This is a genomic window from Bradyrhizobium sp. HKCCYLRH3061 (genome assembly GCF_051168015.1).
Taxonomy (GTDB): Bacteria; Pseudomonadota; Alphaproteobacteria; order Rhizobiales; family Xanthobacteraceae; genus Bradyrhizobium.
The window spans coordinates 355,091-377,838 of sequence record NZ_JBNPUE010000003.1 but is presented as its reverse complement, the minus strand read 5'-3'; the positions used below and the strand labels follow the sequence as shown (position 1 = coordinate 377,838).

Genomic DNA, 22,748 nt, shown 5'->3' with positions numbered 1-22,748 from the left:
GCCCGGCATCGGCCTGCTATGCTGATCCCATGAATACGCGCGACTCTGCAGCGTCCGAGATCACGCCCGAGGTCCTGCTGCGTGCCTATGCCTGCGGCATCTTCCCGATGGCCGAAAGCGCCGACGACCCGACCTTGTTCTGGGTCGAGCCGGAGCTGCGCGGCGTCATTCCGCTCGACGGCTTTCGCGTCGCCTCGCGCCTGGCGCGCACGGTCCGGTCGGATGCCTTCACCGTGACCGTGAACCAGGCCTTCAAGGCGGTGATGGATGGCTGCGCCGCGCCGCAGCCCGGCCGCGAGGACACCTGGATCAACAAGCGCATCCGCGAGCTCTATAGCGGCCTCCACGCGCTCGGCCATTGCCACAGCGTCGAATGCTGGCAGGATGGCGAGCTGGTCGGCGGCCTCTACGGCGTCAGCCTGGGCCGCGCCTTCTTCGGCGAGAGCATGTTTCACCGCACCCGCGACGCCTCGAAGGTCGCGCTAGTGCATCTCGTCGCGCGGCTGATCGCCGGCGGCTTCGAGCTGCTCGACACCCAATACGTCACCGAGCACCTCAAGACCTTCGGCGCCCTCGAGATCCCGCGCCGGCGCTACACCGTGCTGCTCGAAAAGGCCCTGAGGGGGCCGGCCGCCAATTTCGCCAGGCTGGCGGTTGATCGGCCGATCTCAGGCGCCGAGGCACTCGCGATCATCGCCGCGCGCGGCTGAGCGCCGGTTATCTGAACACTCCGCCGAACGGTCCGCCCGCCTGGGGCGGCGGCGGTGGTGGCGGCACCTGCTGGGTCTGATACTGCTGCGGCGGCGGTGGCGACCTGGGCGCCGCCTGCCGCTGCTGCGGCGGACGCTTTTGCGCAGGCTGCGGCGCCGCGGCCGGCTTCTGATCCGGCGCGGCGCTGACGACCGTGGTCTGCGGCTCTTTGCAGTCGACCAGCCAGATGTCGTAGATCGGGTGCTCGACGCCGTGCAGGCCGGGGCTGGCCGCGAACATCCAGCCCGAGAAGATGCGCTTCACCTCGCCCTGCAAGGTGATCTCGTCGACCTCCACGAATGCGTCGGTGTTGGCGGCCTCGGTGGCCGGCCGCGTGTAGCAGGCATCGGTTTTCACCCGCAGGGCGCCGAACTGCACGGTCTCGCCGATTTCCTCGTCGAAATTGATGATGCGGCCGGTGATCTTGTCGAGCCCGGAGAAGCTCGCCTTCTTGTTGACGATCTTCTGCGCCGGCGGTTCGGTCACGACCTCGTCGCCCGGCTGGATGGTGGCCGGGGTTTGCGGTACCGCGCCGTTCGGCGGGATCGCCGCATTCTGGGGTGCGCCGCGTGACGGCGCCTGCCGCTGACCGGGCGCAGCCCCCGGCTGGCCGGGCGGCGGCACGGCCGCGACCGGAGGATTGTTCTGTGGCAGGATCGTCGTTCCCGGCGGCGGCGCCAGCGGCTGGGATTGGACCGGACCCGGCAGGGCGGCGCCCTGCCCTGGCGGCGGCCGGGTCGGCGCCGGCAGCACCCGGCCCTGCGGCAGCTCGGGGATCTCCTCCTCTTCCTCGGGAGGCGGAATCGGCTCGCCACGGCGCGGAATGTTGCCCGGCGGGCGCGGAACCGGATCGGAGAAAATGGTACCGATCTGCGCGCGCGCCGGCACGGACAGCGTGAGGGATGTGGCGGCCAGCAATGCCGCGATACCGGTCAGGACGATTGTTCGGTGCATCTCGCGCGGCTTTATCAGGCGAATCGGGGTTCGGGACAATCAAATCGCGTCATGACCCATCCGCCGCTCTCGATCAGCCCTCCCGTTAACATGCCGAATACGGCGGGGAAAGGGCGAGCTGCCAGCACGCCGCGTGCTGGTCAGCCGGTTCATCCAATGAGATAGTCGTGATCAAGAGCCGGACGGAACCGGCGTCAAAGGGAAGGAAACCGATGTCTGATTCGATCCGTCTCGACGGCCGGGTGGCCGTCGTTACCGGCGCGGCCGGCGTCATCGGCGCCGCGACCATGCGGCTGCTGGCCGCGCGGGGCGCCCGCATCGTCGCCGTCGACCGGCGCGAGGCCGATCTCGCCGCCGCGACGGCCGGCCTGCCCGCAAGCGCCGAGACCTTCGCCGTGGCCGCCGACGTCACCGACGAGGACCAGGTCGCGGCCTATGTCCGACAGGCCTGCAATCGGTTCGGCACCATCGACGTGTTCTTCAACAATGCCGGCATCGAAGGCGAGATCAAGCCGATCACGGCGTATCCGCTGGAGGCGTTCCGCCGCGTGCTCGACGTCAACGTGGTCGGGGTCTTTCTCGGCCTCAAGCACGTGCTGCCGGTGATGCTGAAGCAGAACCGCGGCTCGATCATCAACACCGCCTCGATCGCCGGCCTGATCGGCTCGCCACAGATCGCGGTCTACAGCGCCAGCAAGCACGCGGTGATCGGCCTGACCAAGAGCGCATCGTGGGAATGCACCGGCACCAATGTGCGCGTGAACTGCATCTGCCCCGGGCTGATCGAGAGCCGCATGCTGAGCGCGATCATCGAAGGGCGCAGCGGCGCTCCCGTGCCGGCCGACAAGGTCGTCGACCGCGTCCCCGCGCGCCGGCTCGGCCAGGGCGCGGAGGTCGCCGCGATCGTCGCCTTCCTCGCCTCCGATGATGCGAGCTACGTCTCCGGCGCAGCCTACACCGTCGATGGTGGCCGCACCGCCGCCTGACGTCCCTTCCACTCGACCGTCTTTTCAACCCGACAGGTTTTTGCAATGCCCGTGCAACTCGATGCCGATGCCGCTGCCGTCTACAAGGCATTTCAGGAGGCCGGTCGGCCGGCCTATGAGACGCTGACACCGCAGGAGGCGCGGGACTACTACCTGGCCGCGCGCGTCGTCAGCAATCCCGAGCCGCCCGAGCTTGCGGAGGTCAAGGACCTCGCCATCCCTGCCCCGCATGGCGCAATCCCGGCCCGGCTCTATCGGCCAAAAACGGTGCGGCAGACCAACGGTCTTGCGCCGGGATTGGTGTTCTATCACGGCGGCGGCTGGGTGATCGGAAATCTGGACTCGCACGACGTGGTCTGCCGCGCGCTGGCGCACGAAGGCGAACTGATCGTGATCTCTGTTGATTACCGCCTCGCGCCCGAGCACAAGTTTCCGGCCGCGGTCGACGACGCCGCCGCGGCCATACGATGGATCGCCGACAATGCCGCCGCGCTCGGCATCGATGCAGCCAGGCTCAGCGTCGGCGGCGATTCCGCCGGCGGCAATCTCGCCGCCGTCGTCGCGCTCTCGGCGCGTGACGGCAAGGGCCCGAAGCTCTCAGGCCAGGTGCTGATCTATCCGGCCACCGACTTTTCGATGAGCCATCCCTCGCACAGCGAGCCCGAGACCAGCGTGCTGCTGACGCATTCGGTGATCCGCTGGTTTCGCGACCATTATCTCAACAGTGCCGCCGACATCCATGATTGGCGGGCCTCGCCGGCAAAGGCGGAAACCCTGGTCGGGCTCCCGCCGGCTTATGTGCTCACCGCAGGCGCCGATCCGCTGCGCGACGAAGGCGACGATTACGCGCGGCGCTTGCGCGAGGCCGGCGTGCCGGTGACCTATCGGACGCATCCCGGCCAGTTCCACGGCTTCTTCACCATGGGCAAGCTGCTCGACCAGGCCAATGTCGCGGCGCGCGACATCGGCGTCTGGCTGAAGCAGCTCGATCGGCCCGGCGGCATCTGAGCGTTACCGCGCTGAGCTCGGAACACAACGACCCGCGAGTTCGCGGGTCGCGCTCACATGCGGTCGAAGTCGTCTCGTGTGAGATCGGCTTGCTCGCGCTCGAGCAACAGCTACATCCCGTGCAAACCAGCCGGGACGACTGGACAGCCACATCTCAATCCTCGCAGCAGGAGACTCGCGCATGAAGACCGTGAACCTCGCCGACAAGCTGAGCCAATTCTCAGGCCATTGGGACCCGCACGTGGTCGCGGACTACAACGACAATGACGTGATGGTCGTGAAGTTCATGGGAGAATTCCCGTTCCACAAGCATGACACGACGGATGACTTCTTCCTCGTCCTGGAAGGCGAGATGGAAATGGATATCGAAGGTCAGCCCTCGCGAACGGTGAAGGCCGGCGAGTTGTTCGTTGTTCCCAGAGGCGTCGTCCATCGGCCGCGCGCGGCCAAAGAGGTCAAGGTGCTCCTGATCGAACCCAAGGGCGAACCGAACTCAGGCGACTCCGACCGGGTGCCCGCGCCCAAGCCGCGCATCTGACTCGCCGAAAGACGTCAGAGCTTCGGGACTCCGCGAGTTTGAGATATCATTCGGAGCGGACAGGTGAGCAGGATGAACATGGAGCCAACTCTGGAGATTGCGCTGGCTTGGTTCAAGCCCGAGGAGTGGGATGATATCAGGCGTATCTGCCCAGATCTGCACGATACCTACGAAGAATGGCTGACCAGCGTTCAGGAGGTCATCGACACGATCGGCGATCGTCCAGACCAGCGTGTCGTGAAGGTGATCCTGACCGCCGCCGAGCTTCGGACATGGCAGCGTGCGACCGGACGCAAAGTCGATGGCAGGGTTCGCTCCCAGCTTGCCGCCAAGCGCGCGAGCAGGATCCGCAACGAGTCCCCACAGCCGTCTCCCGAGCCTCGTTCTGGCTCAGACGGCAGTCGCTGACGCTTGTCGCTCAGTACGCTCAGGCAGGCCAGGGCCAGTTCTGAGGGCGCAACGGCCGCCCATGCAGCAGACGAAGCGGAGCATCGCCGAAATGTCCGCTGTTTTTGCGCTGCAACCAAGATAGTGTCCCGTCGCCCGCAAGGACGGCCCATGGCCGTCTGGCGAGACCATCCTCCAATAGGATCGCCCCGATGTTCGACCGCTTGACCCACCAACCCGATGACCCCCTGCTCGCTCTGATCGGCATCTTCAAGGCTGATCCGAGAGCGGACAAGGTCGATCTGGGCGTCGGCGTGTATCGTGACGAGGCCGGCCATTCGCCGATCTTCCGCGCTGTGAAAGCTGCCGAGCGCATCATCTGGGAGAGCCAGGACAGCAAGAGCTATGTGGCGCCGGAAGGCGACCAGGCATTCCTCGACCTGCTGTGGTCGATGGTCGGCGGCACGGCCTTGCCGGTCCACGCCGCCGGCGTGCAGACGCCGGGCGGCTCCGGCGCCTTGCGCCTCGCAGCCGATCTGGTTCGCCAGGCCGGCACCGGCAAGATCTGGCTCGGCCTGCCGAGCTGGCCCAACCATGCCGGCATCTTCGCCGCGGCAGGGCTCGAGATCGAGACCTATCCCTACTTCGACGTGCCCTCGCAGACGCTGCAGCTCGACCGCATGCTGGAGACACTGCAGCGCGCCGCGCCCGGCGACGCCGTCCTGATCCACGCCTCCTGCCACAATCCCACCGGTGCCCCGCTGCGCGCGGAGGATTGGGCGCGCATCACCGCCGTGATCGCCGCGCGCGGGCTCGTGCCGCTGATCGATTCCGCCTACCAGGGATTCGGCGCCGGGCTCGAAGGTGACGCCGCCGGCCTGCGGACGATGATCGCGGCCGTCCCCGAGGCGCTCGTGGCCGTGTCGTGCTCGAAGTCCTTCGGGCTCTATCGTGAGCGCACCGGCGCGCTCTATGCCGTCGCGACGTCGCAGGCAGCCGCCGACACCGCGCGCTCCAATCTCGTCGCGATCGCGCGCACCAGCTACTCGATGCCGCCGGACCATGGTTCGGCGATCGTGAAGACCATTCTCGACAGCTCCGATCTGCGACGCGACTGGAGCGAGGAGCTCGAGTCGATGCGGCTCCGCCTGGCGAGCCTGCGGCGCGGCTTTGCCGAGGCGCTCGGCGGGCGCTGGTCCAACACGATCGCGATCGGCGTCCAGGAAGGCATGTTCTCGCTGCTGCCGGTGACGCCGGCCGAGGTCATGGCTTTGCGCGAAAAGCACGGCGTGTACATGCCGACCTCGGGCCGCATCAACATCGCAGGCCTGAAGCTCGCCGACGTCGCGCGCGTCGCCGGCCTGTTCAAGTCGCTTTGAGCCATCGCCTGCAAGGACCAAGGCCGTGACCGAGATCGTCGCTCAGGAGCGGCACAAGCTCTACGAGGACGCGATGGCGCTGACGCTGGGCACGCTGTTCGTGTCGCTCGGCATGCTCATCTACAGCAAGACGGTGCTGCTGGTCGGCAGCACCGCCGGCCTGTCGCTGCTGTTGAGCTACGTCAGCGGCTATGGCTTCGGCGTCAGCTTCTTCCTGATCAATCTGCCGTTCTATGCGTTGGCCGTCCGGCGCATGGGCTGGCCATTCACGATCCGGACCTTCGTCGCGGTCGGGCTCGTCGCGCTGTTCTCACGGCTGACGACGTCATGGATCGAAATCAGCCATATCGATCCGATCTATGCCACGGTGATCGGCGCCGGCCTGACCGGGACCGGCCTGCTGATGCTGTTCCGGCATCGCACCGGGCTCGGCGGGATCAACATCCTGGCGCTGTATCTGCAGGAGCACTGGAAGATCCGCGCCGGCTATTTCCAGCTCGCCGTCGACTTCCTCATCATGATCGCCGCGTTCTTCGTCATCCCGGTCAACCGTCTGGCGCTGTCGATCCTGGGCATCGTGATCGTCAACGTCATCATCGCGATCAACCACAAGCCCGGGCGCTATATGGCGCTGAGCTGAGCCGCCGGATTTCCAAGCGCAAGGTCGATCGCGCCTGGCCGGCTCGGCCGCGACACGCGCCGGGTGCCGCCTGGGTGCGCTGCACCTTGCCAGACGGCGCATTCCATGGGATGAAAGCTCTGGTATGCCAGCAACCGAGGCAATGGGTTACCGCCTCCGTCCGCCCCTGCGGGGCGCCTGACGGACTCTTCGGTCCGGCTGGATCACCAATAAGAAACGCGAACGCGAAATCTCGAACCGATCTCTGGGGACGACCAAGGCATGGCACGCAACATCCTGATTCTCGGGGCCTCCTACGGCTCCCTCCTCGGCACCAAGCTGCTGATGGCCGGTCACAACGTGACGCTGGTCTGCCGCAAGAAAACGGCGGAGCTGATCAACCGCGACGGCACCGAAGTCCGCATCAAGCTGCGCGACGAGCCGACGCACCGCTCGATCTTCTCGCGCGACCTGCCGGGCAAGCTCGACGCCGCCACGCCGGACAGTGTCGACCTGTCGCGCTACGACCTGGTCGGCCTGGCGATGCAGGAGCCGCAATACACCAACCACACCATTCGCGTGCTGATGGTGAAGATCGCCGAGGCCAGGCTGCCGTGCCTCTCGATCATGAACATGCCGCCGCTGCCCTATCTCAAGCGCATCCCGGCGCTCGCCAATGTCGACCTCGACGAGGCCTACACCAATCCCGCGGTGTGGGAACGCTTCACGCCCGGGCTGGTGACGCTGTGCTCGCCGGATCCGCAGGCCTTCCGTCCGCCGGAGGAAGGCGCGAACGTGCTGCATGTCGGCCTGCCGACCAACTTCAAGGCCGCTGCGTTCGAGGACGAAACGCACAACGCGCTGCTGCGCGAGCTCGAGCGCGACATCGACGCGGTCAGGCTCGACGGCCAGGACGTGCCCGTGAAGCTGAAGGTGTTCGACTCGCTGTTCGTGCCGCTGGCGAAGTGGTCGATGCTGCTGACCGGCAACTACCGCTGCATCACCCGCGGCGAGCCGCAGGCGATCCGCGACGCCGTGCACGGCAACCTCGCCCAGTCGAAATCGATCTACGAGCACGTCGACGCCATCGCGCGCAAGCTCGGCGCCGATCCAAGCGACCAGGTGCCGTTCGAGAAATACGCCAAGGCGGCCGAGAGCCTGCTCAAGCCGTCGTCGGCCGCGCGCGCCGTCGCCGCCGGCGCGCCCTTCATCGAGCGCGTCGACCTTCTGGTGAAGCTGATCTCGCAGCAGCTCGGCATGCCCAACCCCGAGATCGATCAGACAGTGCAGACGGTCGACTTCAAGCTCAACGAGAAGATCGTGGTCGGCGGCTCCAGCGCGCAATGACGCGCGGGCGCCGACATCGTCCGTAACCAGATGTGACTTTGCATGAACGCGCGGCCAACGCATGGTTCGCGCGTTCATTGATTCCCATCGTTCGGAATGAAGATGCCGTCCCTCGGGCCTCTCGCTTTTCCTCTGCAGGCCCTGAGCTGGCTCGGCAATCAGGGCACCCGCGCCATCGTCGCGGTGCTGCTGGCGGCAATCGCCGTGCCGCCGCTCGGCGAGCTCACGCGTCCCTACGTCACGCACGCGATCTTCCTGCTGCTCTGCATCTCCTTCATGCGCGTCGACGTCGCGATGCTGACAGCGCATCTGCGCCGGCCGCTGCTGGTGGTGGCCGCGACGGCCTGGACCACGGTCGCCGTGCCGGCGCTGGTCGGCACGATCGCGCGCGCCACGGGCGTCGATGCCGCCGCGCCCGACCTCCATCTCGCGCTGATGCTGCAGGCGACGGCCTCGCCGATGATGGCCTCGCCCGCGCTCGCCGCGCTGATGGGGCTCGACGCGACGCTCGTTCTCATCACGCTGGTGACCTCGACCGCGCTGGTGCCGCTGACGGCGCCGCTGTTCGCCTATGTGTTCCTGGGCGAGACATTGTCACTGTCTCCGGCCGCGCTCGGGCTGAAGCTCGCCGCCATCCTTGCGGGCGCGCTGGCTACGGCGGCCGCGATCCGCCTTGCCTTCGGCAGCGACGCGATCCGCCGCCACCGCGCGCCGATCGACGGCTTCAACATCCTCATCCTGTTCGTGTTCGCTTCCGCCATCATGGCGCATTTTCTGGCCGACCTGGCGGCGAGCCCGTTCCGCATGCTGGGACTGGCGCTGCTCGCCTTCGCGGTGTTCTTCCTGCTGCTTGGTACCACGATGCTGCTGTTTCGCGGTGCGGGGCGCGAACGCGCGATGGCGCTCGGCATGATGGTGTCGCTGCGCAACATGGGGCTGATGCTCGCGGCGACCGAGGGCGCGATCCCCGGCACCACCTGGCTGTATTTCGCGATAAGCCAGTTCCCGATTCACCTCGCTCCGCAACTGTTGCGGCCGCTCGCCGAGCGCCTGCGTCCAAGGCCGCTTCCATCCGGCGGGACCGATCACGGCTTGATCAGTCCTGCATCGGAATGAGGCAGCGGCGTTTGGCCGAGCCGGCATGACGACGGCCAGCCGCTTACTATCAAGGCCGACATGGTTGTTGCTGGCGTGAAAGGCCGGCGCTACGCTCCGCGCCTGTTGGTGCAGGAGGATTATGTGACCCCATCAGACGATCAGACAATTTCCGAAGACCGCCGCGAGGCGCTGCGCTACGCGCTCGCGATCGGCTCCGGTGCCGCGCTCGCGTCCGCCATGACGACGACGCCGGCTTCGGCGCAGGCGGCCGCCGACAACACGCTCGACCGCGTCCGCGCCAACAAGGTGCTGCGCATCGCCGTGCTGCCGGGCGAGCTGCCCTATTTCAACAAGGATCTCGCCTCCGGCACGTGGTCGGGCTTCTCGATCGAGATGGCCAACGACATCGCCAAGCTGCTCGACGTGAAGCTCGAATATGTCGAGTCGACCTACGGCAATTCGGTGCTCGATTTGCAGGCCGGCAAGATCGATCTCGGCTTCGCGCTCAACCCGACGCCGCAGCGCGCGCTGGTCATCGACTTCTGCGGCACGGTGTTTCCGCATCCGTTCGGCGCGATGCTGAAGAAGGGCATGGAGGCCAAGACCTGGGCCGACATCAACAAGCCGGAAGTGAAGATCGCCGTCGACGTCGGCTCGGCCAACGAGGCGGTGGCCCGGCGCTTTGCGCCGAACGCGACCATCAAGTCGCTGAAGTCGCGCGACGAGGTGATGCTGGAGATGGCATCGGGCCGCGTCGACGTCGTCGTCAACGCACTGATCCTCGGCCTCACCGCGATCGCCAAGAACCCCAACCTCGGCACCTACAAGATCCTGCAGTCGCCGTCGGTCGCGATCCCCTCCAGCATGGGCGTGCGCCGCGAGGCCGACAAGCGCTGGCGCGACTTCCTCGCGGTGTGGATCGACTACAACCGCGGCATCGGCCAGATGCGCGAATGGTTCGTCAAGGGCCTGGGGCTGGCCGGCGTCAAGGCCGAGGACGTGCCGGTCGAGGTGAATATCTAAGCGCAGCTGCGCTCTCTCCGCCGTCATTGCGAGGAGCGCAGCGACGAAGCAATCCAGGCCTACGCGTGCCGCCCTGGATTGCTTCCTCCGTCGCCCTTCAGGCTATGGCGGACAAGTCGCTGCGCTCGCAATGACGGCGAGGATGTTGCTACGCCGAGCCTCTCACGCCTTGTCGTACGTCATACCGCGCTCGAAACGGCGGCCCAAGAGCGTGGCCGGAAACAGGATCGCGAAATAGATCAGCGCGATGATGGTGTAGACCTCGAGGGGCCGGTAGGTGTCGGCGTTGATCAAGGTCGCGTTGTAGACGAGATCCGGCACCGCGATCACCGACACCAGCGAGGTGTTCTTCAACTGCGTCACCGACTGGTTGACGTAGGGCGCCAGCATCGGCTTCAAGGCCTGCGGCAGGATCACGAGCCGCATCATCCGCCACGGACGCAGACCGAGCGCGCGCGCCGCATCCCACTGCCCGCGCGGCACGCTCTCGATGCTGCCGCGCACGATCTCGGCATAGAACGCCCCGGCATAGAGCGACAGCACGGTGACCGCGGCGACATGCGCCGGAATGTTGACGCCGATCACGACCGGGAACGCGTAGTAGAACCAGATGATCTGCACCAGCAGCGGGGTGCAGCGGAACAGCTCGATATAGCCGATCAGCAGCCAGTCGATCACGACCGGGCGGCGCAGCCTGACGATGCCGACGACGAGCCCGATCACCGAGCCGAGCAGGATGGTGCCGAGCGTGTAGGCCATGGTCCAGCCGAGCCCCACCCAGAACAGATGGCTGTACTTGGCGAGGATGGCGAAATCCCAGGTGTAGTTCATCGCAGCTCCGGCGTGACGCGGTCGCGGCCCCTCACAGATACCGGCTCGGAGCAAAGGCGGAGGCGTCGAACGACGGCGCCTCGCCCGCGATCATCGCGGCGATCGCCGCGCCCGTGGCCGGCCCCGTGGTGAAGCCGATATGCTGGTTGCCGAATGCAAGCCACAGGCCGGAATGCCGCGGCGCCGGCCCGATCATCGGCAGCGAATCCGGCAAGGTCGGCCGCGCGCCGCGCCAGGGCTGGGCCACGGCCTCGCCGAACTCGACCACGCCGCGCGCCAGCGGCACCACCTGCTCGAGCTGGGCGAAGTTCGAGCGTGCATCGCGATCGGTCAGCTCGACGCCGGACGTGACGCGCACGCCGTTCTCCATCGGCGTCATCAGGAAGCTGCCCTCGGCGTCGTGGATCGGACGGTGCAGCATGCGCGCCGGATTGGGCGTGAACTCCTGGTGGTAGCCGCGCTCGAACGCCATCGGCACCCGGTAGCCCAGCGACCTGAGAATGTCGGGCGACCACGGTCCGAGCGCGACCACGACATGGCGGGCGCGGATCTCGCCGTCGCCGAGCACGACGCGCCAGCCGTCGCCGTCCGACAGCAGGGCCCTGATCTCGGACTGCCGCAGCACACCGCCCGCGCCCTCGAACATCCGCGCATAGGCCTTGGTCACGTTGCCGGGCGAGTCGACCGACGCCGTCTGGCTGTGCAGCAGGCCGACCTTGTAGACCGGCAGCAGGTTCGGCTCGAGCGCGGAAATGCCCTGGCGGTCGAGCAGCTCGCTCTCGATGCCGTATTCGGCCAGGAACGCCTGCTCGGCCGTGGCGGCGGCGATCGCATCGCTGCGCCAGGCCTTGAGCCAGCCGGTCTCGCGGATGCGCTGCGGTTCGCCGGCGCGAACGATCCAGTCGCGATGCAGTTTCAGCGACGCGCCGATCAGGCCATGCAGCGCGGTGGCGCGCGGCCTGACGCGGGACTCCACGGCATTGGCGAGGAAGCGCAGCACCCATTCGACGTTACGTAGAGTCCATGCCGGATCCCAGCGCAGGGCTGCACTCCGGTTGCCGAGATAGGACGGCAGCGCTGAGAACAGCGAGGGTTTATTGAGCGGCAGGATCGAGCCGGAGGACAGAATGCCGGCATTGCCGTACGATGTCTCCTCGCCCGGCGCCTTGCGGTCGACCAGCACCACCGAAAGCCCGCGCTCCCGAATGGCGTAGGCGGAGGAGACGCCGACGATCCCCGCTCCCAGCACGACCACGTCGGCTGTCTGCTGCACGCTCTCCATCGTCACTCGATCCATCTGCTGCTTACATCAGGGTCAGGCCGCCATCGACCGGCAGCAACGCGCCGGTGACGTGGCCGGCGTCTTTCGCCAGCAGGAAGGTCACGGCGGCGGCGATGTCGTCGGGCTCGGCGAGGCGCTGTTGCGGATTGGCCGCCGCCGCCGTCTGCCACGCGGCCGGGTCGAGCGAGCCGAGCCGCCCCGCATCCTTGCGCGTGTAGCCGGGCACGACGACATTCGCCGTGCCGCCGCACGCGGCCAGCTCGATGGCGAGACATTTCACCAGCGCCTCCAGCGCCGCCTTGGCGGCGGCCGAGGCGGGAAAGGTGCCGCCCGGCACGAAGCGATGCGCGACGAAGCTGGAGATCGCGACGACGCGCGCATCCGCGCTTCGCATGAGGTCGGGGAGTGCGGCGCTGGCGAGCTCATGAAAAGCCGCCGGCATCACGGCGAGCGAGCGGTCGAGCCCGTCGCGCGGCAGATCGCGAAAGCTGCGGCGGTCGGCAAAGCCGGCGGCATGCACCACCGCGTCGATCCGGCCGAACCGCGTGCGGGCCGCCGCCACCAGTTCGGCGCCCACACCCGGCCTTGCCAGGTCACCGCAATGAAACGCGGCTTCGGCGCCGGCCTCGCGGCACGCCGCAGCGACCTCCCGCAGACGCGCCAGACCCGCTTCGTCGGCCCCCTGCCCGTGCAGCATCACGGCCTGTCCCGGCGCGGAGAGGCGGCGCGCCACGGCCGCGCCGATGCCGGCTCCGCTGCCGGTGATGATGGTGACACGCATCGTGCCTAGTCTACCCCTCGGTTTCGCGGGGCGGACTATAGGTCTCACACCTGCCGATGCCAACACGCGGACGGACATGCACCGATGTCCGCCGCGCGGGTCTGCGTGTCACAGACGTTCGGAAACGTCTAGCTGATCAGCTGTTCAGCATTTGGCGCCGACACTGCACTTGTTGGTCGACTGGGAAATCGTGCCGCCCTTGCCGCTGCAGGTGGCGGCATAGGCATTCACGCAGGCGACCTTCGCGGATGTGCAGCCCGCATGATCGTTCTTCACGCAGATCGTCTCGCTATAGGTCTCGATCGTGCTGCCGCCTTTCTTGCAGACGCACATTCCGGTGACTTCGGCTTTTGCCGCAAAAGCGCTGTCGACACTGCCGACCGCGGCAGCAGCAAACAAAATCAGGGACAGAAATACGCGCATCGTATCCTCCATGAACAATGGCAATACATTCAGTATGCGCACTCTACGCGCGAGACACAACTTTAAATTGTTTCAATTGCCATCGACGATCGTCGCCCACGACCGCTCATCCACTGATGCAGATCAGCCGGTGAGGCGTGCCGCGCGCCGCAGGGCCTGCGGCGGCTGGCCGAAGGCGCGAATGAAGGCGCGACGCATCCGCTCAGGATCGCGAAAGCCGGTCGCCTCGGCCACCAGCTCGATCGGCTGATGCGAGGCCTGCACCCGATCGCGCGCCACCTCCAGCCTGAGACGCTCGATCGCCTTCGACGGCGTCGTGCCGGTCTCGGCCACGAAGGCGCGGGTGAAATGCCGCGTGCTCATGCCGGCACGCTCGGCAAGGTCGTCGACCGTCAGCGGCGCATCGAGATGCTCGCGCGCCCAGGTCAGGAGTTCGGCGAAGCGGCCGCTCGGCGCCTTCAGCTCCAGCAGCGAGGAGAACTGCGACTGCCCGCCGCTGCGGCGATGGTACAGCACGAGCTGACGTGCGGTCTTCTGCGCGATCTCCTCGCCGTGATCGTCGGCGACCATGGCGAGTGCGAGATCGATGCCGGCAGTGATCCCAGCCGAGCTCCAGACGTTGCCGTCGCGGACATAGATGCTGTCAGGCTCGAGCTTCACATGGGGGTAGGCGCGCAGGAACTGCCGCGTGCGCTGCCAATGTGTGGTCGCGCGCCGCCCGTCCAGCAGGCCCGCTTCGGCCAGCACGAAGGCACCGGAACAGATGCTGGCAAGCCTGGTGCCGCGCTGCGCGACCTTGCGAACGAAGTTCAGCGTGCATGTGTTGCGGCTCGCGGCTTCCACACCCTCGCCGCCGGCGATCAGCAGCGTGGTCAGCGCCGACACCGGACCGAATTTGCGCGCCAGCATCTCGGCCCCCGATGACGACCGCACGGGTCCGGGCGTGGCGGCGACAACCCTGATCGATGGCACAGCGCGCGCATAGCGCGAAGCGATCTCGAACACCGAGATCGGTCCGGCAGCGTCGAGCAACTGAAAATCGGGATAGATGAGCACGCCAATCATAGTGGATGGCTCCGTGATCCCAAGTCGGTGATCCCAAGTCCGTGATCCTAAGTTTGAGACCTCAAGTATGGAATCTCAAATCTGTCCGGAAACGAGGGAACTTTGGCATATGAGCCATCCAACGGACCATGCAGAATGACCGTCGTCAAGCACCAGACCTGCGAGCACCGCCATGCACCAACCGATTTCGATCGCTCTCGTTCTGTTTCCCCAGGTGACCCAGCTCGATCTCACCGGACCGGTACAGGTGTTCTCGAGCGTGCCCGGTGCGACGCTGCACCTGGTCTGGAAGAAGATCGAGCCGATCCCGACCGACTCAGTTCTCACACTCCTGCCGACGACGACCTTTGCCGACTGTCCGCAGGCGGACGTGATCTGCATTCCCGGCGGCTTCGGCGTCGATGCCATCCTCGGCGACGCCGAAGTCATCGGCTTCATCCGCCGCCAGGCCGAAGGGGCTAGATACGTCACGTCGGTGTGCACGGGCTCGCTGGCGCTCGGCGCCGCCGGCCTGCTGAACGGCTATCGCGCAGCGACCCATTGGAGCGCGCGCGAGTGCCTGCCGCTGTTCGGCGCCACCGTCAGCACAGAGCGCGTCTGCATCGACCGTAACCGGATCACCGGCGGCGGTGTCACGGCCGGCATCGACTTCGCGCTGACCCTGGTGGCGCAGCTGGTCGATCGCCAGACGGCCGAGGCCATCCAGCTCAGGCTCGAATACAATCCGGCGCCCCCTTTCACCGCTGGTTCCCCCGACACGGCGCCGCCCGAGGTGGTGTCACGCATGCTGGAGCGGATCGCACCGTCCCGGAAGCGGCGAATCGAGGCGGCGGAGCATGCGGCGGCCGCCCTCAGGATCAATCCGACGTAGCGCAGGCTTGGCAGGCTCGCGAAAGCAAAGAGGCCGCCCGGAGCTCGGGCAGCCTCTTCCGATCGAGGTCATCTCGCGCGACGTCGAATCAGCCGCCAGGAGTCCAGGGCTGATAATCACCGGTGGCCTTCGGCCTGCGACCGCTGCCCAAGGTCGAGCCGGCCGGGCGATACGCCAGCGCGGTCCCCGTCAGGTTCGGCTGATGCGGCTTTTCCCACTCGCGCGGCTTGTAGCCGTCCTGAGTCGGCGGCACGTCGACCATGTGATGCATCCAGCCGTGCCATTCGGGCGGAATACGGCTCGCTTCGGCCAGGCCGTTATAGATCACCCAGCGCCGCTCGAAATGCAGCACCGGATCGATCTTGCCGCCGGCGGTCCGATAATAGCGGTTACCCTGTGCATCCTGCCCCACGAGTTCGCCGAAGCGCCAGGTCCACAATTGCGTGCCGAAAGTCTGGCCGTTCCACCACGTGAAGAGCTTGAGAAAGAACTGTTTCATGGGCTTGGGGCCGGTTCTGTGAAGGTCCCGGTTCTGATGCCACCCCGCCCGCATCTTGTCCAGTGTTGCACCGCCTCCGCCCGCGACGATGTATCGGTTCACGGCGGGGAACGACATCCGCGGCCTGCGGTTAGGTCATTTTCCCCCTGATGGAGCGATAACGATGACCAGACTGAAGACGTGGAGCACGGCGGCGGCAGTGGCGCTGATTCTGCCGCTGGCGGCAGCGACGACGAGCTTTGCCCAGGGTCCGGGCGGCGGCGGTCGTGGTCCGGGCGGCGGCGGTGGTGCCGCCATCGGCGGGGGCGGTGGCGGTGCGATCGGCGGCGGCGGACGCGGCGGCTTTGCGGCCGGTCCGGGTGGCGGCGGCATGAGCGGCGGCAGCTTCGCGGGACGCGCAGCCGTTGGCGGTGCAGCGCTGGCGGGTCGCGGTCCGGCGGCCGGCGCCAACGTCGCCGTCAACACGGGTGGCGCCCGCGGCAATTGGAGCGGCGGCAATTGGAGTGGCGGCGGCTGGCATGGCGGCCACCGTGGCGGCTGGCATCACCGCGGCGGCGGCTTCTGGCCGGGCGTCGGCGTTGGCGTCGGAATCGGGTTGGGCAGCAGCTATGCCTACTACAATGATCCGTATTATTACGGACCCGACTATTACTCCGACTACTCGTACTATGACGACTCCGCGCCTGTCGCCGTCGTTGGAACCGAAGGCGTCGACCCGAGCTACTGCGCACGCAGGTACCGCTCGTATGATCCGGCTTCGGGAACTTATCTTGGCTATGATGGCATTCGCCACCCATGCCCGTAAGAGTCTGACATCGTAGCTACGACAACAGAAGGCGGCGAGGCTATCCTCGCCGCCTTTTTCGTGCCGTATTGTTGTTAGTTTTGTGTCTAATGCGCCACGTTGCAGGCTGATTTTCGCCCATATTTCAAAATGTGCCCCGCGACGTGCAGATGATCGGCCCGTTCCGGTCCAATATCGTTTCAGCTCGTGATTCTGCCCGTTTGGCCGCTTCGCAGGCTTGGTTGATATCAGTCGATGGACACATGGATTTTCGCGGGACTCGCGCAGTGCAAACGCCGCGGGTGAGCGGCTTGGGCCTGCCGCCCGCGAACGCGCCAAGAACTTCGAACAAGGAGGCGCGCCTTGCCGACATATCTTCACTGCTTGGACGCAGCTGCATCGAAACTCGGATGCATGTGGCTGGCCGCGATGATCCCCGGCCCAGCTGGCGGACATGTCGATGATTGAGAAACGCAGATGACCTATCAGCGCCTCGCATTGGGGCTCGGTCTTGGAACGCTGCTGGCGATCGGCGCCGCGTCCACGGCGCTCGACATCAAGTCGCGCCACGACGCGGCCTGGGTGAATTCATCGCTCGACATCCTGCAGAAGACCTCCGATCTGCGCCTGCTGCTACGCGAAGCGGAAGCGGCCTCTCGCGGCTACGCACTCGTCGGTGAAGATCAGTTCAGGACGGAGTTTGCCGATGTCAGCACGAAAGTTCCGGTCGCCATGGCCGAGCTGCGGCGCGCCGTGGCCGACAATCCCGAAACGCTGAAGCTTCTGACCGAGACCGAAGCCCTGGTTGCCCGCAGGGTCGAGCTCGCCGCGGAGCTGATCCGGTTGCGCGCCGCCTCCGATCGTGCGGGGCTCGAAGCGCTCAGAAGCCGCGCCGAAGGCCCGGCGACCATGAGCGAGATCACGGCCCATCTCGACCGTTTCGTTGCCGATCAGCGCGAGCTGCTGACGCAGCGTTCGATGACGTCGAAGGCCACCGGATCGCTGTTGCTCACGATCGACCTGTGCGGCCTCGCGCTGCTGCTGATCATCGCCTTCTACCTCATCCGGCGGACCTATCTCCACGATCGTGCGCTGCGCGCGTCGCTGGTCCGGTCCGAAGCCGAGGCCATCTCGCTGGCGGAAAAGGCCGAGCAGCAGCATCTCGACCTGATCGCCGCCCATGAGAAGCTGCGCCATTCCGCCGAGATCCTGCAGAACACGTTCAACAGCATGGCAGAGGGCGTGCTCGTCATCGATGCCGCGGACACCGTGGTATTCTCGAACCCCGCGGTCGAACATCTGCTTGGCTACAGCCCGGAAAAGAATCTGGCCGACGTCCGCGCGCGGCTGCGCGTCTACGAAAGCGACGGCGTGACGCCTGTCGCAGCCCACGACCTGCCGACGCCGCGAGCCTTGCGGGGCGAGAGCTTCGACCGCCGCGAGCTGATCGTCTACCGGCCCGACCGGGACGAGACGCTGCGGCTGATGATCTCCGGCCGCCCGCTGCGCGACGCCGCGGGCGGCATTACCGGCGCGGCGATGGTCTATCACGACATCACCACGGCGCACGAGACCGAGCGGCTGCTGCAGCAGGCGCAGAAGCTGGATGCGATCGGCAAGCTCACCGGCGGCGTCGCACACGACTTCAACAACATGCTGACGATCATTACCGGCACCATCGAGACGCTGGCCGACGAGGTGAAAGACCGCCCCGCCGCCGCGGCGACCGCAGCGCTGATCGGACAGGCGGCAGACCGCTGCACCGAGCTGATCCGGCATCTGCTCGCCTTTGCCCGCAAGCAGCCGCTGCATCCGCGCGACAGCGACGTCAACAGCACGATTCTCGACATCGCAAAGCTGCTGCGTCCGACGCTCGGCGAGCAGATCGAGATCAACTCGATCCTCGAAGACGAGACGCTGATCACGCACATCGATTCGGCGCAGCTCGCCAACTCGCTGGTCAACATGGCGATCAACGCCCGCGACGCGATGCCCAATGGCGGCAAGCTGCTGCTGGAATCGCGCCGGGTGGTGCTCGATGAGGCCTATGCCTCAGCCAACGCCGGCGTGACGCCCGGGCCCTATGTCATGGTCGCCGTCAGCGACACGGGCACTGGCATGTTGCCGGAGGTCCGCGACCGCGCCTTCGAACCGTTCTTCACGACGAAGGAAGCCGGCAAGGGCTCCGGCCTCGGCCTCAGCATGGTCTACGGCTTCGTGAAGCAATCCGGCGGCCACATCAAGATCTACAGCGAGGAAGGACGGGGCACCACGATCCGGCTCTACATCCCCGTGCCCAAGGGACAGGCTGCGAGCCCTGCTCCGCCCGAGCCGCCGCCGCCGCGCGGCGAGGAGACGATCTTTATCGTCGAGGACGATCCACTGGTGCAGGATTTCGTCGTCTCACAGTTGCAGAGCCTCGGCTACAAGACCATCACCGCATCGACCGGGGTCGAGGCGCTGGCCAAGATCGACTCCGGCCAAAGCTTCGATCTCCTGTTCACCGACGTCATCATGCCCGGCGGCGTCAACGGCAAGGAGCTCGCCGAGGAGGCGCTGCGGCAGCGGCCAGGCACCAAGGTGCTGTACACCTCCGGCTATACCGACAACGCGATGGTCGAGCACGGCCGTCTCGACCAGGCGGCGCTCCTGCTCACCAAGCCCTATCGCAAGTCGGAGCTCGCCAAGATGGTGCGGCTCGCGCTGGCAGGCCCCGCCGATGACACCCTGGCCGATGATGCGTTGGCCGAGAATGCCTTTTCCGAGGACGCGCCGACGCGCGCTCACTTCTCCTGACTTGACCATCGCGCGGATCGGAACTGCGATCGTCACAGAGCTCGGCGCCAAAAAACTCCGATGGAAACCTTCCCATGCAGTTGGCAGGACGCGACGGCATCCCGCGCCATTGGAGGCCACCGATGATCCGCCGGCGCGTGGTGCTGGGGCTCGGCCTTGGAACTCTGCTCGCGATCGGCGCTGCGTCGACGGCACTGGACATCAAGGCGCGCAACGATACCGCCCTGGTCGAGCACACGATGGAGGTGCTGGAGAAATCCTCCGAGCTCCGCGTCCTGCTGCGTCAGTCAGAAGCGGCGTCGCGCGGCTTCGCCTTGTCCGGAGCCGACCGGTTCATCGCAGAGGTTCAGGAGACGAGTGGACTCATCCCTGCGGCCTGGGCCGAGCTGCGAGGGCTCGTCCGGGACAATTCCTCGCAGAGCGAGCGGCTGCGAGCGATTTATGGCATCGTGCAGCGGCGCATCCAGCTTGCGGGCGAGCTGATCCGTCGCCACGCGGCGAACGATCGCGACGGCCTGCAGGCGCTGGCGGCGAGCGCGGCCGGTCCGGCGGCGATGACGACGATCAACCAGACGCTCGACGCCTTTACCGACGACGAGCGCCGGCTGCTGGCGGACCGCGCCACGATCTCGCGACGCACCGGGTCCTGGCTGCTGGCGATCGACCTCGCCGGCGTCGGCCTCCTGCTCCTGATGTCGGCCTATCTCGTCCGGCGCGCTCGTCTTTCCGACCGGGCGCTGCGCTCGTCCCTCACCCTGTCACGGGAGACCGCGACCTCGCTGGAAGCCCAGGCCGTGCAGCAGCGCAGCGATCTCGCCGCCGCCCATGACGAGCTGCGCCGCTTCTCAGCCATTCTCACGAACACCTTCAACAGCATGGCCGAGGGCGTCCTCGTCGTCGATCCCGAAGGGACCATCATGCTGTCGAACCAGGCGATGGGACGTTTCCTGGGAACGAACGTGGGCAAGACCTTCGCCGAGATGCTGGCCGCCAACCAGTTCTACGAGAGCGACGCCGTCACCCGCATCGTCGACGAGGAGCTCCCGATCGCGCGCGCCCTGCGCGGGCTGTCGTTCGACCGCCGCGAGGTCGTGGTCAAGCCGACCGACGGCCGGCCGCAGTTTCGCCTGATGGTCAGCGGCCGGCCGCTGCGCAATTCCGCAGGCGCGATCAGCGGCGCCGCGCTGGTGTATCACGACGTCACCGACGTGCACGAGACCGAGCGGCTGCTGCAGCAGGCGCAGAAGCTCGATGCCATCGGCAAGCTCACCGGCGGCGTCGCGCACGACTTCAACAACATGCTGACGATCATCACCGGGTCGATCGAGGTCCTGATCGACGCGGTCCGGGACCGGCCGGCGGCGGCCGAGTTCGCGGCCCTGATCGGCAGGGCCACCGATCGCTGCACCGAGCTGATCCGGCATCTGCTCGCCTTCGCCCGCAAGCAGCCGCTGCGTCCGCGCGACATCGACGTCAACGCCACGGTGGAGGACATCGCCAAGCTGCTGCGGCCGACGCTGGGCGAGCAGGTCGAGATCAGGACCGTTCTCGCCGACGAGGATCTCATCGCCCATGTCGATTCCGCGCAGCTCGCCAACGCGCTGGTCAACATGGCGATCAACGCGCGCGATGCGATGCCCGACGGCGGCAGGCTGCTCCTGGAGACGGCGAAGACCACGCTCGACGCGGCCGATGCAGCGGCCAATCCCGGCGTCGTGCCGGGCTCCTACCTCATGGTCGCGGTCAGCGACACCGGCAGCGGCATGCCGGCCGAGGTGAAGGATCGCGCCTTCGAGCCGTTCTTCACCACCAAGGACGCCGGCAAGGGCTCCGGTCTCGGCCTCAGCATGGTCTATGGCTTCGTCAGGCAGTCCGGCGGCCACGTCAGGCTTCAGAGCGAGCAGAACCGCGGCACGACGATCCGGCTCTATCTGCCGGCGGCGCAGGCGGCGCAGCAGACCGAGCCGGAGCACGAGCAGGCGCTGCCGCATGGCCGCGAGACGATCCTGGTGGTCGAGGACGATCCGCTGGTGCGCGACTTCGTGCTCGCCCAGCTGCAAGGCCTCGGCTACACCACCCTCGTCGCCTCGCAGGCCTCGGAGGCGCTGGCCATCGCCGCGCAGAACGAGCCCTTCGACCTGCTGTTCACCGATGTCGTCATGCCGGGCGGCATCAGCGGCCCGCAGTTGGCCGAAACCATCATGACGACGCGCCCGGCGCTCCCCGTGCTCTACACCTCCGGCTATACCGGCGATGAGATGGTCGAGAACCGGCAGCTCGTGCCGGACGCCCTGCTGCTGACCAAGCCCTATCGCCGCGCCGAGCTTGCGCAGATGGTGCGACGCGCGCTGGACGGCAAGCCGGCTGGCGCTAGCCGCGGGTCGCCATCGCCACCGCGGCCAGCGTGAAGGCCAGCGCGGCCACCTGCCCTGCCCCGAGCGGCTCGCGCAGCGCGATCGCGGAGGCCAGGACGCCGATCACCGGCACCGCCATGGTGCCGATCGCCGCCACCGAGGCCGGCAGCCGCGACAGCGCCGCGAACCAGGCGACATAGGCGACGCAGAACTGGATCACGGTGGAATAGAACATCAGCGCCCAGTCGAGCTGGTCGAGCTTCGTCCAGTCGGAATGCTCGATCGCGAAGCCCACGATCACGATCGGCACGCAGCCGATGCCGATCTGCCAGGCCGCGGCCGACAAAGGCGGCAGCCTGATCGGAAGCTTCTTGGCCATCACCGTGCCGAGCGCGAAGCCGAACGCGCCGCCGAGCACCATCAGGATCCCAGGCAGCTTGTCGCGACTGGCGTTGAGTCCGTTGCTGCCCATGATCGCGGCCAGCCCCGCGAACGCCAGCACCAGCGCCAGTACGCGCAAGAGCGTCGGCCGCTCGCCGAGGATCGGCCAGGCTAGCACCGAGGCCCACACCGGCATGGTGTAGGCGATCAGCGCCGCCTCGCCCGCCGGCAGCCACAGCAGCGCCAGTCCCATCAGCACCATCCAGGCGGTGACGTTGAGCATCCCGGCCAGGATCAGCCGCGGCCAGACCTCCGATGGCACGGCAAGGCTCTGGCTGCGGATGACGGCCAGCAGTGCCAGGAGAAGCGCACCCACCACCCCGGTGGTGCCGCGCAGGGTGAGCGGCGGCAGCACGCCGACCAGATGCTTGGTGACGGGCCAGTTGAAGCCCCAGCCGAGCGAGGTGATGGCGAGGAACATCAGCCCGGCGGGCGTGATCCGCCCGCTGGCCACTGGCTTGTCTGTCATGGAATCACCGGCGCCGTCCGTGGGAGGACGACCTTGCCGGCGTTTTCCCGGCCACACCAGGGA

Annotated in this window: 22 protein-coding genes; 14 read left to right on the top strand and 8 right to left on the bottom strand. The window is 67.0% G+C overall.

All coding sequences use genetic code 11. The annotated features are described in order from the left end of the window. Positions 1-29 precede the first annotated feature (29 nt). The gene (aat, locus tag ACQR2C_RS08570) at positions 30-710 is read left to right on the top strand and encodes a leucyl/phenylalanyl-tRNA--protein transferase (RefSeq protein WP_315800168.1); all 681 of its coding nucleotides are present in this window, start codon (positions 30-32) and stop codon (positions 708-710) included. A gap of 7 nt (positions 711-717) precedes the next feature. Here aat and ACQR2C_RS08565 read toward each other — a convergent pair whose 3' ends face one another. After that, a complete protein-coding gene (locus ACQR2C_RS08565; RefSeq protein WP_434880903.1) occupies positions 718-1,704 on the bottom strand; it encodes a DUF2155 domain-containing protein in 987 nt (328 codons plus the stop codon). 212 nt (positions 1,705-1,916) lie between these two features. Here ACQR2C_RS08565 and ACQR2C_RS08560 point away from each other — a divergent pair, with 212 nt between their 5' ends. The 9 genes from ACQR2C_RS08560 to ACQR2C_RS08520 all read left to right on the top strand — a co-directional run bounded on the left by ACQR2C_RS08560 (position 1,917) and on the right by ACQR2C_RS08520 (position 10,089). Continuing rightward, complete coding sequence (locus ACQR2C_RS08560; protein WP_316180775.1) at positions 1,917-2,690, top strand: SDR family NAD(P)-dependent oxidoreductase; 774 nt, start codon at positions 1,917-1,919, stop codon at positions 2,688-2,690. A gap of 45 nt (positions 2,691-2,735) precedes the next feature. Continuing rightward, complete coding sequence (locus ACQR2C_RS08555) at positions 2,736-3,698, top strand: alpha/beta hydrolase (protein WP_315800171.1); 963 nt, start codon at positions 2,736-2,738, stop codon at positions 3,696-3,698. A 181-nt stretch (positions 3,699-3,879) separates the two neighbouring features. After that, positions 3,880-4,236: a cupin domain-containing protein gene (locus ACQR2C_RS08550; RefSeq protein WP_315800172.1), complete on the top strand. Its 357-nt coding sequence runs from the start codon at positions 3,880-3,882 to the stop codon at positions 4,234-4,236. A 72-nt stretch (positions 4,237-4,308) separates the two neighbouring features. Beyond that, positions 4,309-4,644, top strand: coding sequence for a hypothetical protein (locus ACQR2C_RS08545; protein ID WP_315800173.1), 336 nt, complete (start codon positions 4,309-4,311; stop codon positions 4,642-4,644). 191 nt (positions 4,645-4,835) lie between these two features. Continuing rightward, positions 4,836-6,002: an amino acid aminotransferase gene (locus ACQR2C_RS08540; protein WP_434880902.1), complete on the top strand. Its 1,167-nt coding sequence runs from the start codon at positions 4,836-4,838 to the stop codon at positions 6,000-6,002. A 25-nt stretch (positions 6,003-6,027) separates the two neighbouring features. Then, the gene (locus tag ACQR2C_RS08535) at positions 6,028-6,642 is read left to right on the top strand and encodes a YitT family protein (protein WP_434880901.1); all 615 of its coding nucleotides are present in this window, start codon (positions 6,028-6,030) and stop codon (positions 6,640-6,642) included. A 261-nt stretch (positions 6,643-6,903) separates the two neighbouring features. Then, positions 6,904-7,968 carry a ketopantoate reductase family protein gene (locus ACQR2C_RS08530; protein ID WP_315800176.1) on the top strand — a complete coding sequence of 355 codons (1,065 nt, stop codon included), beginning with the start codon at positions 6,904-6,906 and terminating at the stop codon, positions 7,966-7,968. Between the two features lie 102 nt (positions 7,969-8,070). Then, positions 8,071-9,084: a Na+-dependent transporter gene (locus ACQR2C_RS08525; RefSeq protein ID WP_434880900.1), complete on the top strand. Its 1,014-nt coding sequence runs from the start codon at positions 8,071-8,073 to the stop codon at positions 9,082-9,084. A 123-nt stretch (positions 9,085-9,207) separates the two neighbouring features. Next, entirely contained in the window at positions 9,208-10,089 is an 882-nt protein-coding gene (locus ACQR2C_RS08520) for a transporter substrate-binding domain-containing protein (RefSeq protein ID WP_009030182.1), read from the top strand. A gap of 162 nt (positions 10,090-10,251) precedes the next feature. On the opposite strand, the gene ACQR2C_RS08515 is transcribed toward ACQR2C_RS08520, so the two are convergent. The 5 genes from ACQR2C_RS08515 to ACQR2C_RS08495 form a co-directional block, all read right to left on the bottom strand. Continuing rightward, the gene (locus tag ACQR2C_RS08515) at positions 10,252-10,920 is read right to left on the bottom strand and encodes an amino acid ABC transporter permease (RefSeq protein WP_315780581.1); all 669 of its coding nucleotides are present in this window, start codon (positions 10,918-10,920) and stop codon (positions 10,252-10,254) included. A gap of 31 nt (positions 10,921-10,951) precedes the next feature. Next, positions 10,952-12,202 (bottom strand): NAD(P)/FAD-dependent oxidoreductase, encoded by a 1,251-nt coding sequence (locus tag ACQR2C_RS08510; protein WP_434872890.1) that lies wholly within the window; start codon positions 12,200-12,202, stop codon positions 10,952-10,954. Between the two features lie 22 nt (positions 12,203-12,224). After that, positions 12,225-12,983 (bottom strand): SDR family NAD(P)-dependent oxidoreductase, encoded by a 759-nt coding sequence (locus ACQR2C_RS08505; RefSeq protein ID WP_316236588.1) that lies wholly within the window; start codon positions 12,981-12,983, stop codon positions 12,225-12,227. 144 nt (positions 12,984-13,127) lie between these two features. Further along, positions 13,128-13,418, bottom strand: a complete 291-nt coding sequence (locus ACQR2C_RS08500) for a hypothetical protein (RefSeq protein WP_434872723.1) — start codon at positions 13,416-13,418, stop codon at positions 13,128-13,130. A gap of 111 nt (positions 13,419-13,529) precedes the next feature. Further along, a complete protein-coding gene (locus tag ACQR2C_RS08495; protein WP_434845919.1) occupies positions 13,530-14,471 on the bottom strand; it encodes a GlxA family transcriptional regulator in 942 nt (313 codons plus the stop codon). 172 nt (positions 14,472-14,643) lie between these two features. Between ACQR2C_RS08495 and ACQR2C_RS08490 the strand changes: the two genes are divergently transcribed. Next, a complete protein-coding gene (locus ACQR2C_RS08490) occupies positions 14,644-15,342 on the top strand; it encodes a DJ-1/PfpI family protein (protein ID WP_434839463.1) in 699 nt (232 codons plus the stop codon). 88 nt (positions 15,343-15,430) lie between these two features. Here the strand turns inward: ACQR2C_RS08490 and ACQR2C_RS08485 are convergent, their stop codons facing one another. Continuing rightward, positions 15,431-15,841, bottom strand: coding sequence for an NADH:ubiquinone oxidoreductase subunit NDUFA12 (locus ACQR2C_RS08485; RefSeq protein ID WP_315800436.1), 411 nt, complete (start codon positions 15,839-15,841; stop codon positions 15,431-15,433). A 163-nt stretch (positions 15,842-16,004) separates the two neighbouring features. Between ACQR2C_RS08485 and ACQR2C_RS08480 the strand changes: the two genes are divergently transcribed. The 3 genes from ACQR2C_RS08480 to ACQR2C_RS08470 all read left to right on the top strand — a co-directional run bounded on the left by ACQR2C_RS08480 (position 16,005) and on the right by ACQR2C_RS08470 (position 21,829). Then, the gene (locus ACQR2C_RS08480; protein WP_315800184.1) at positions 16,005-16,646 is read left to right on the top strand and encodes a BA14K family protein; all 642 of its coding nucleotides are present in this window, start codon (positions 16,005-16,007) and stop codon (positions 16,644-16,646) included. A 456-nt stretch (positions 16,647-17,102) separates the two neighbouring features. Beyond that, positions 17,103-19,421 (top strand): CHASE3 domain-containing protein, encoded by a 2,319-nt coding sequence (locus ACQR2C_RS08475; protein ID WP_434880899.1) that lies wholly within the window; start codon positions 17,103-17,105, stop codon positions 19,419-19,421. Between the two features lie 122 nt (positions 19,422-19,543). Next, a complete protein-coding gene (locus tag ACQR2C_RS08470) occupies positions 19,544-21,829 on the top strand; it encodes a CHASE3 domain-containing protein (protein WP_434880898.1) in 2,286 nt (761 codons plus the stop codon). Here the strand turns inward: ACQR2C_RS08470 and ACQR2C_RS08465 are convergent. After that, positions 21,792-22,685, bottom strand: coding sequence for a DMT family transporter (locus tag ACQR2C_RS08465; RefSeq protein WP_434880897.1), 894 nt, complete (start codon positions 22,683-22,685; stop codon positions 21,792-21,794). The two genes, ACQR2C_RS08470 and ACQR2C_RS08465, sit on opposite strands and share 38 nt — an antisense overlap. Positions 22,686-22,748 lie beyond the last annotated feature (63 nt).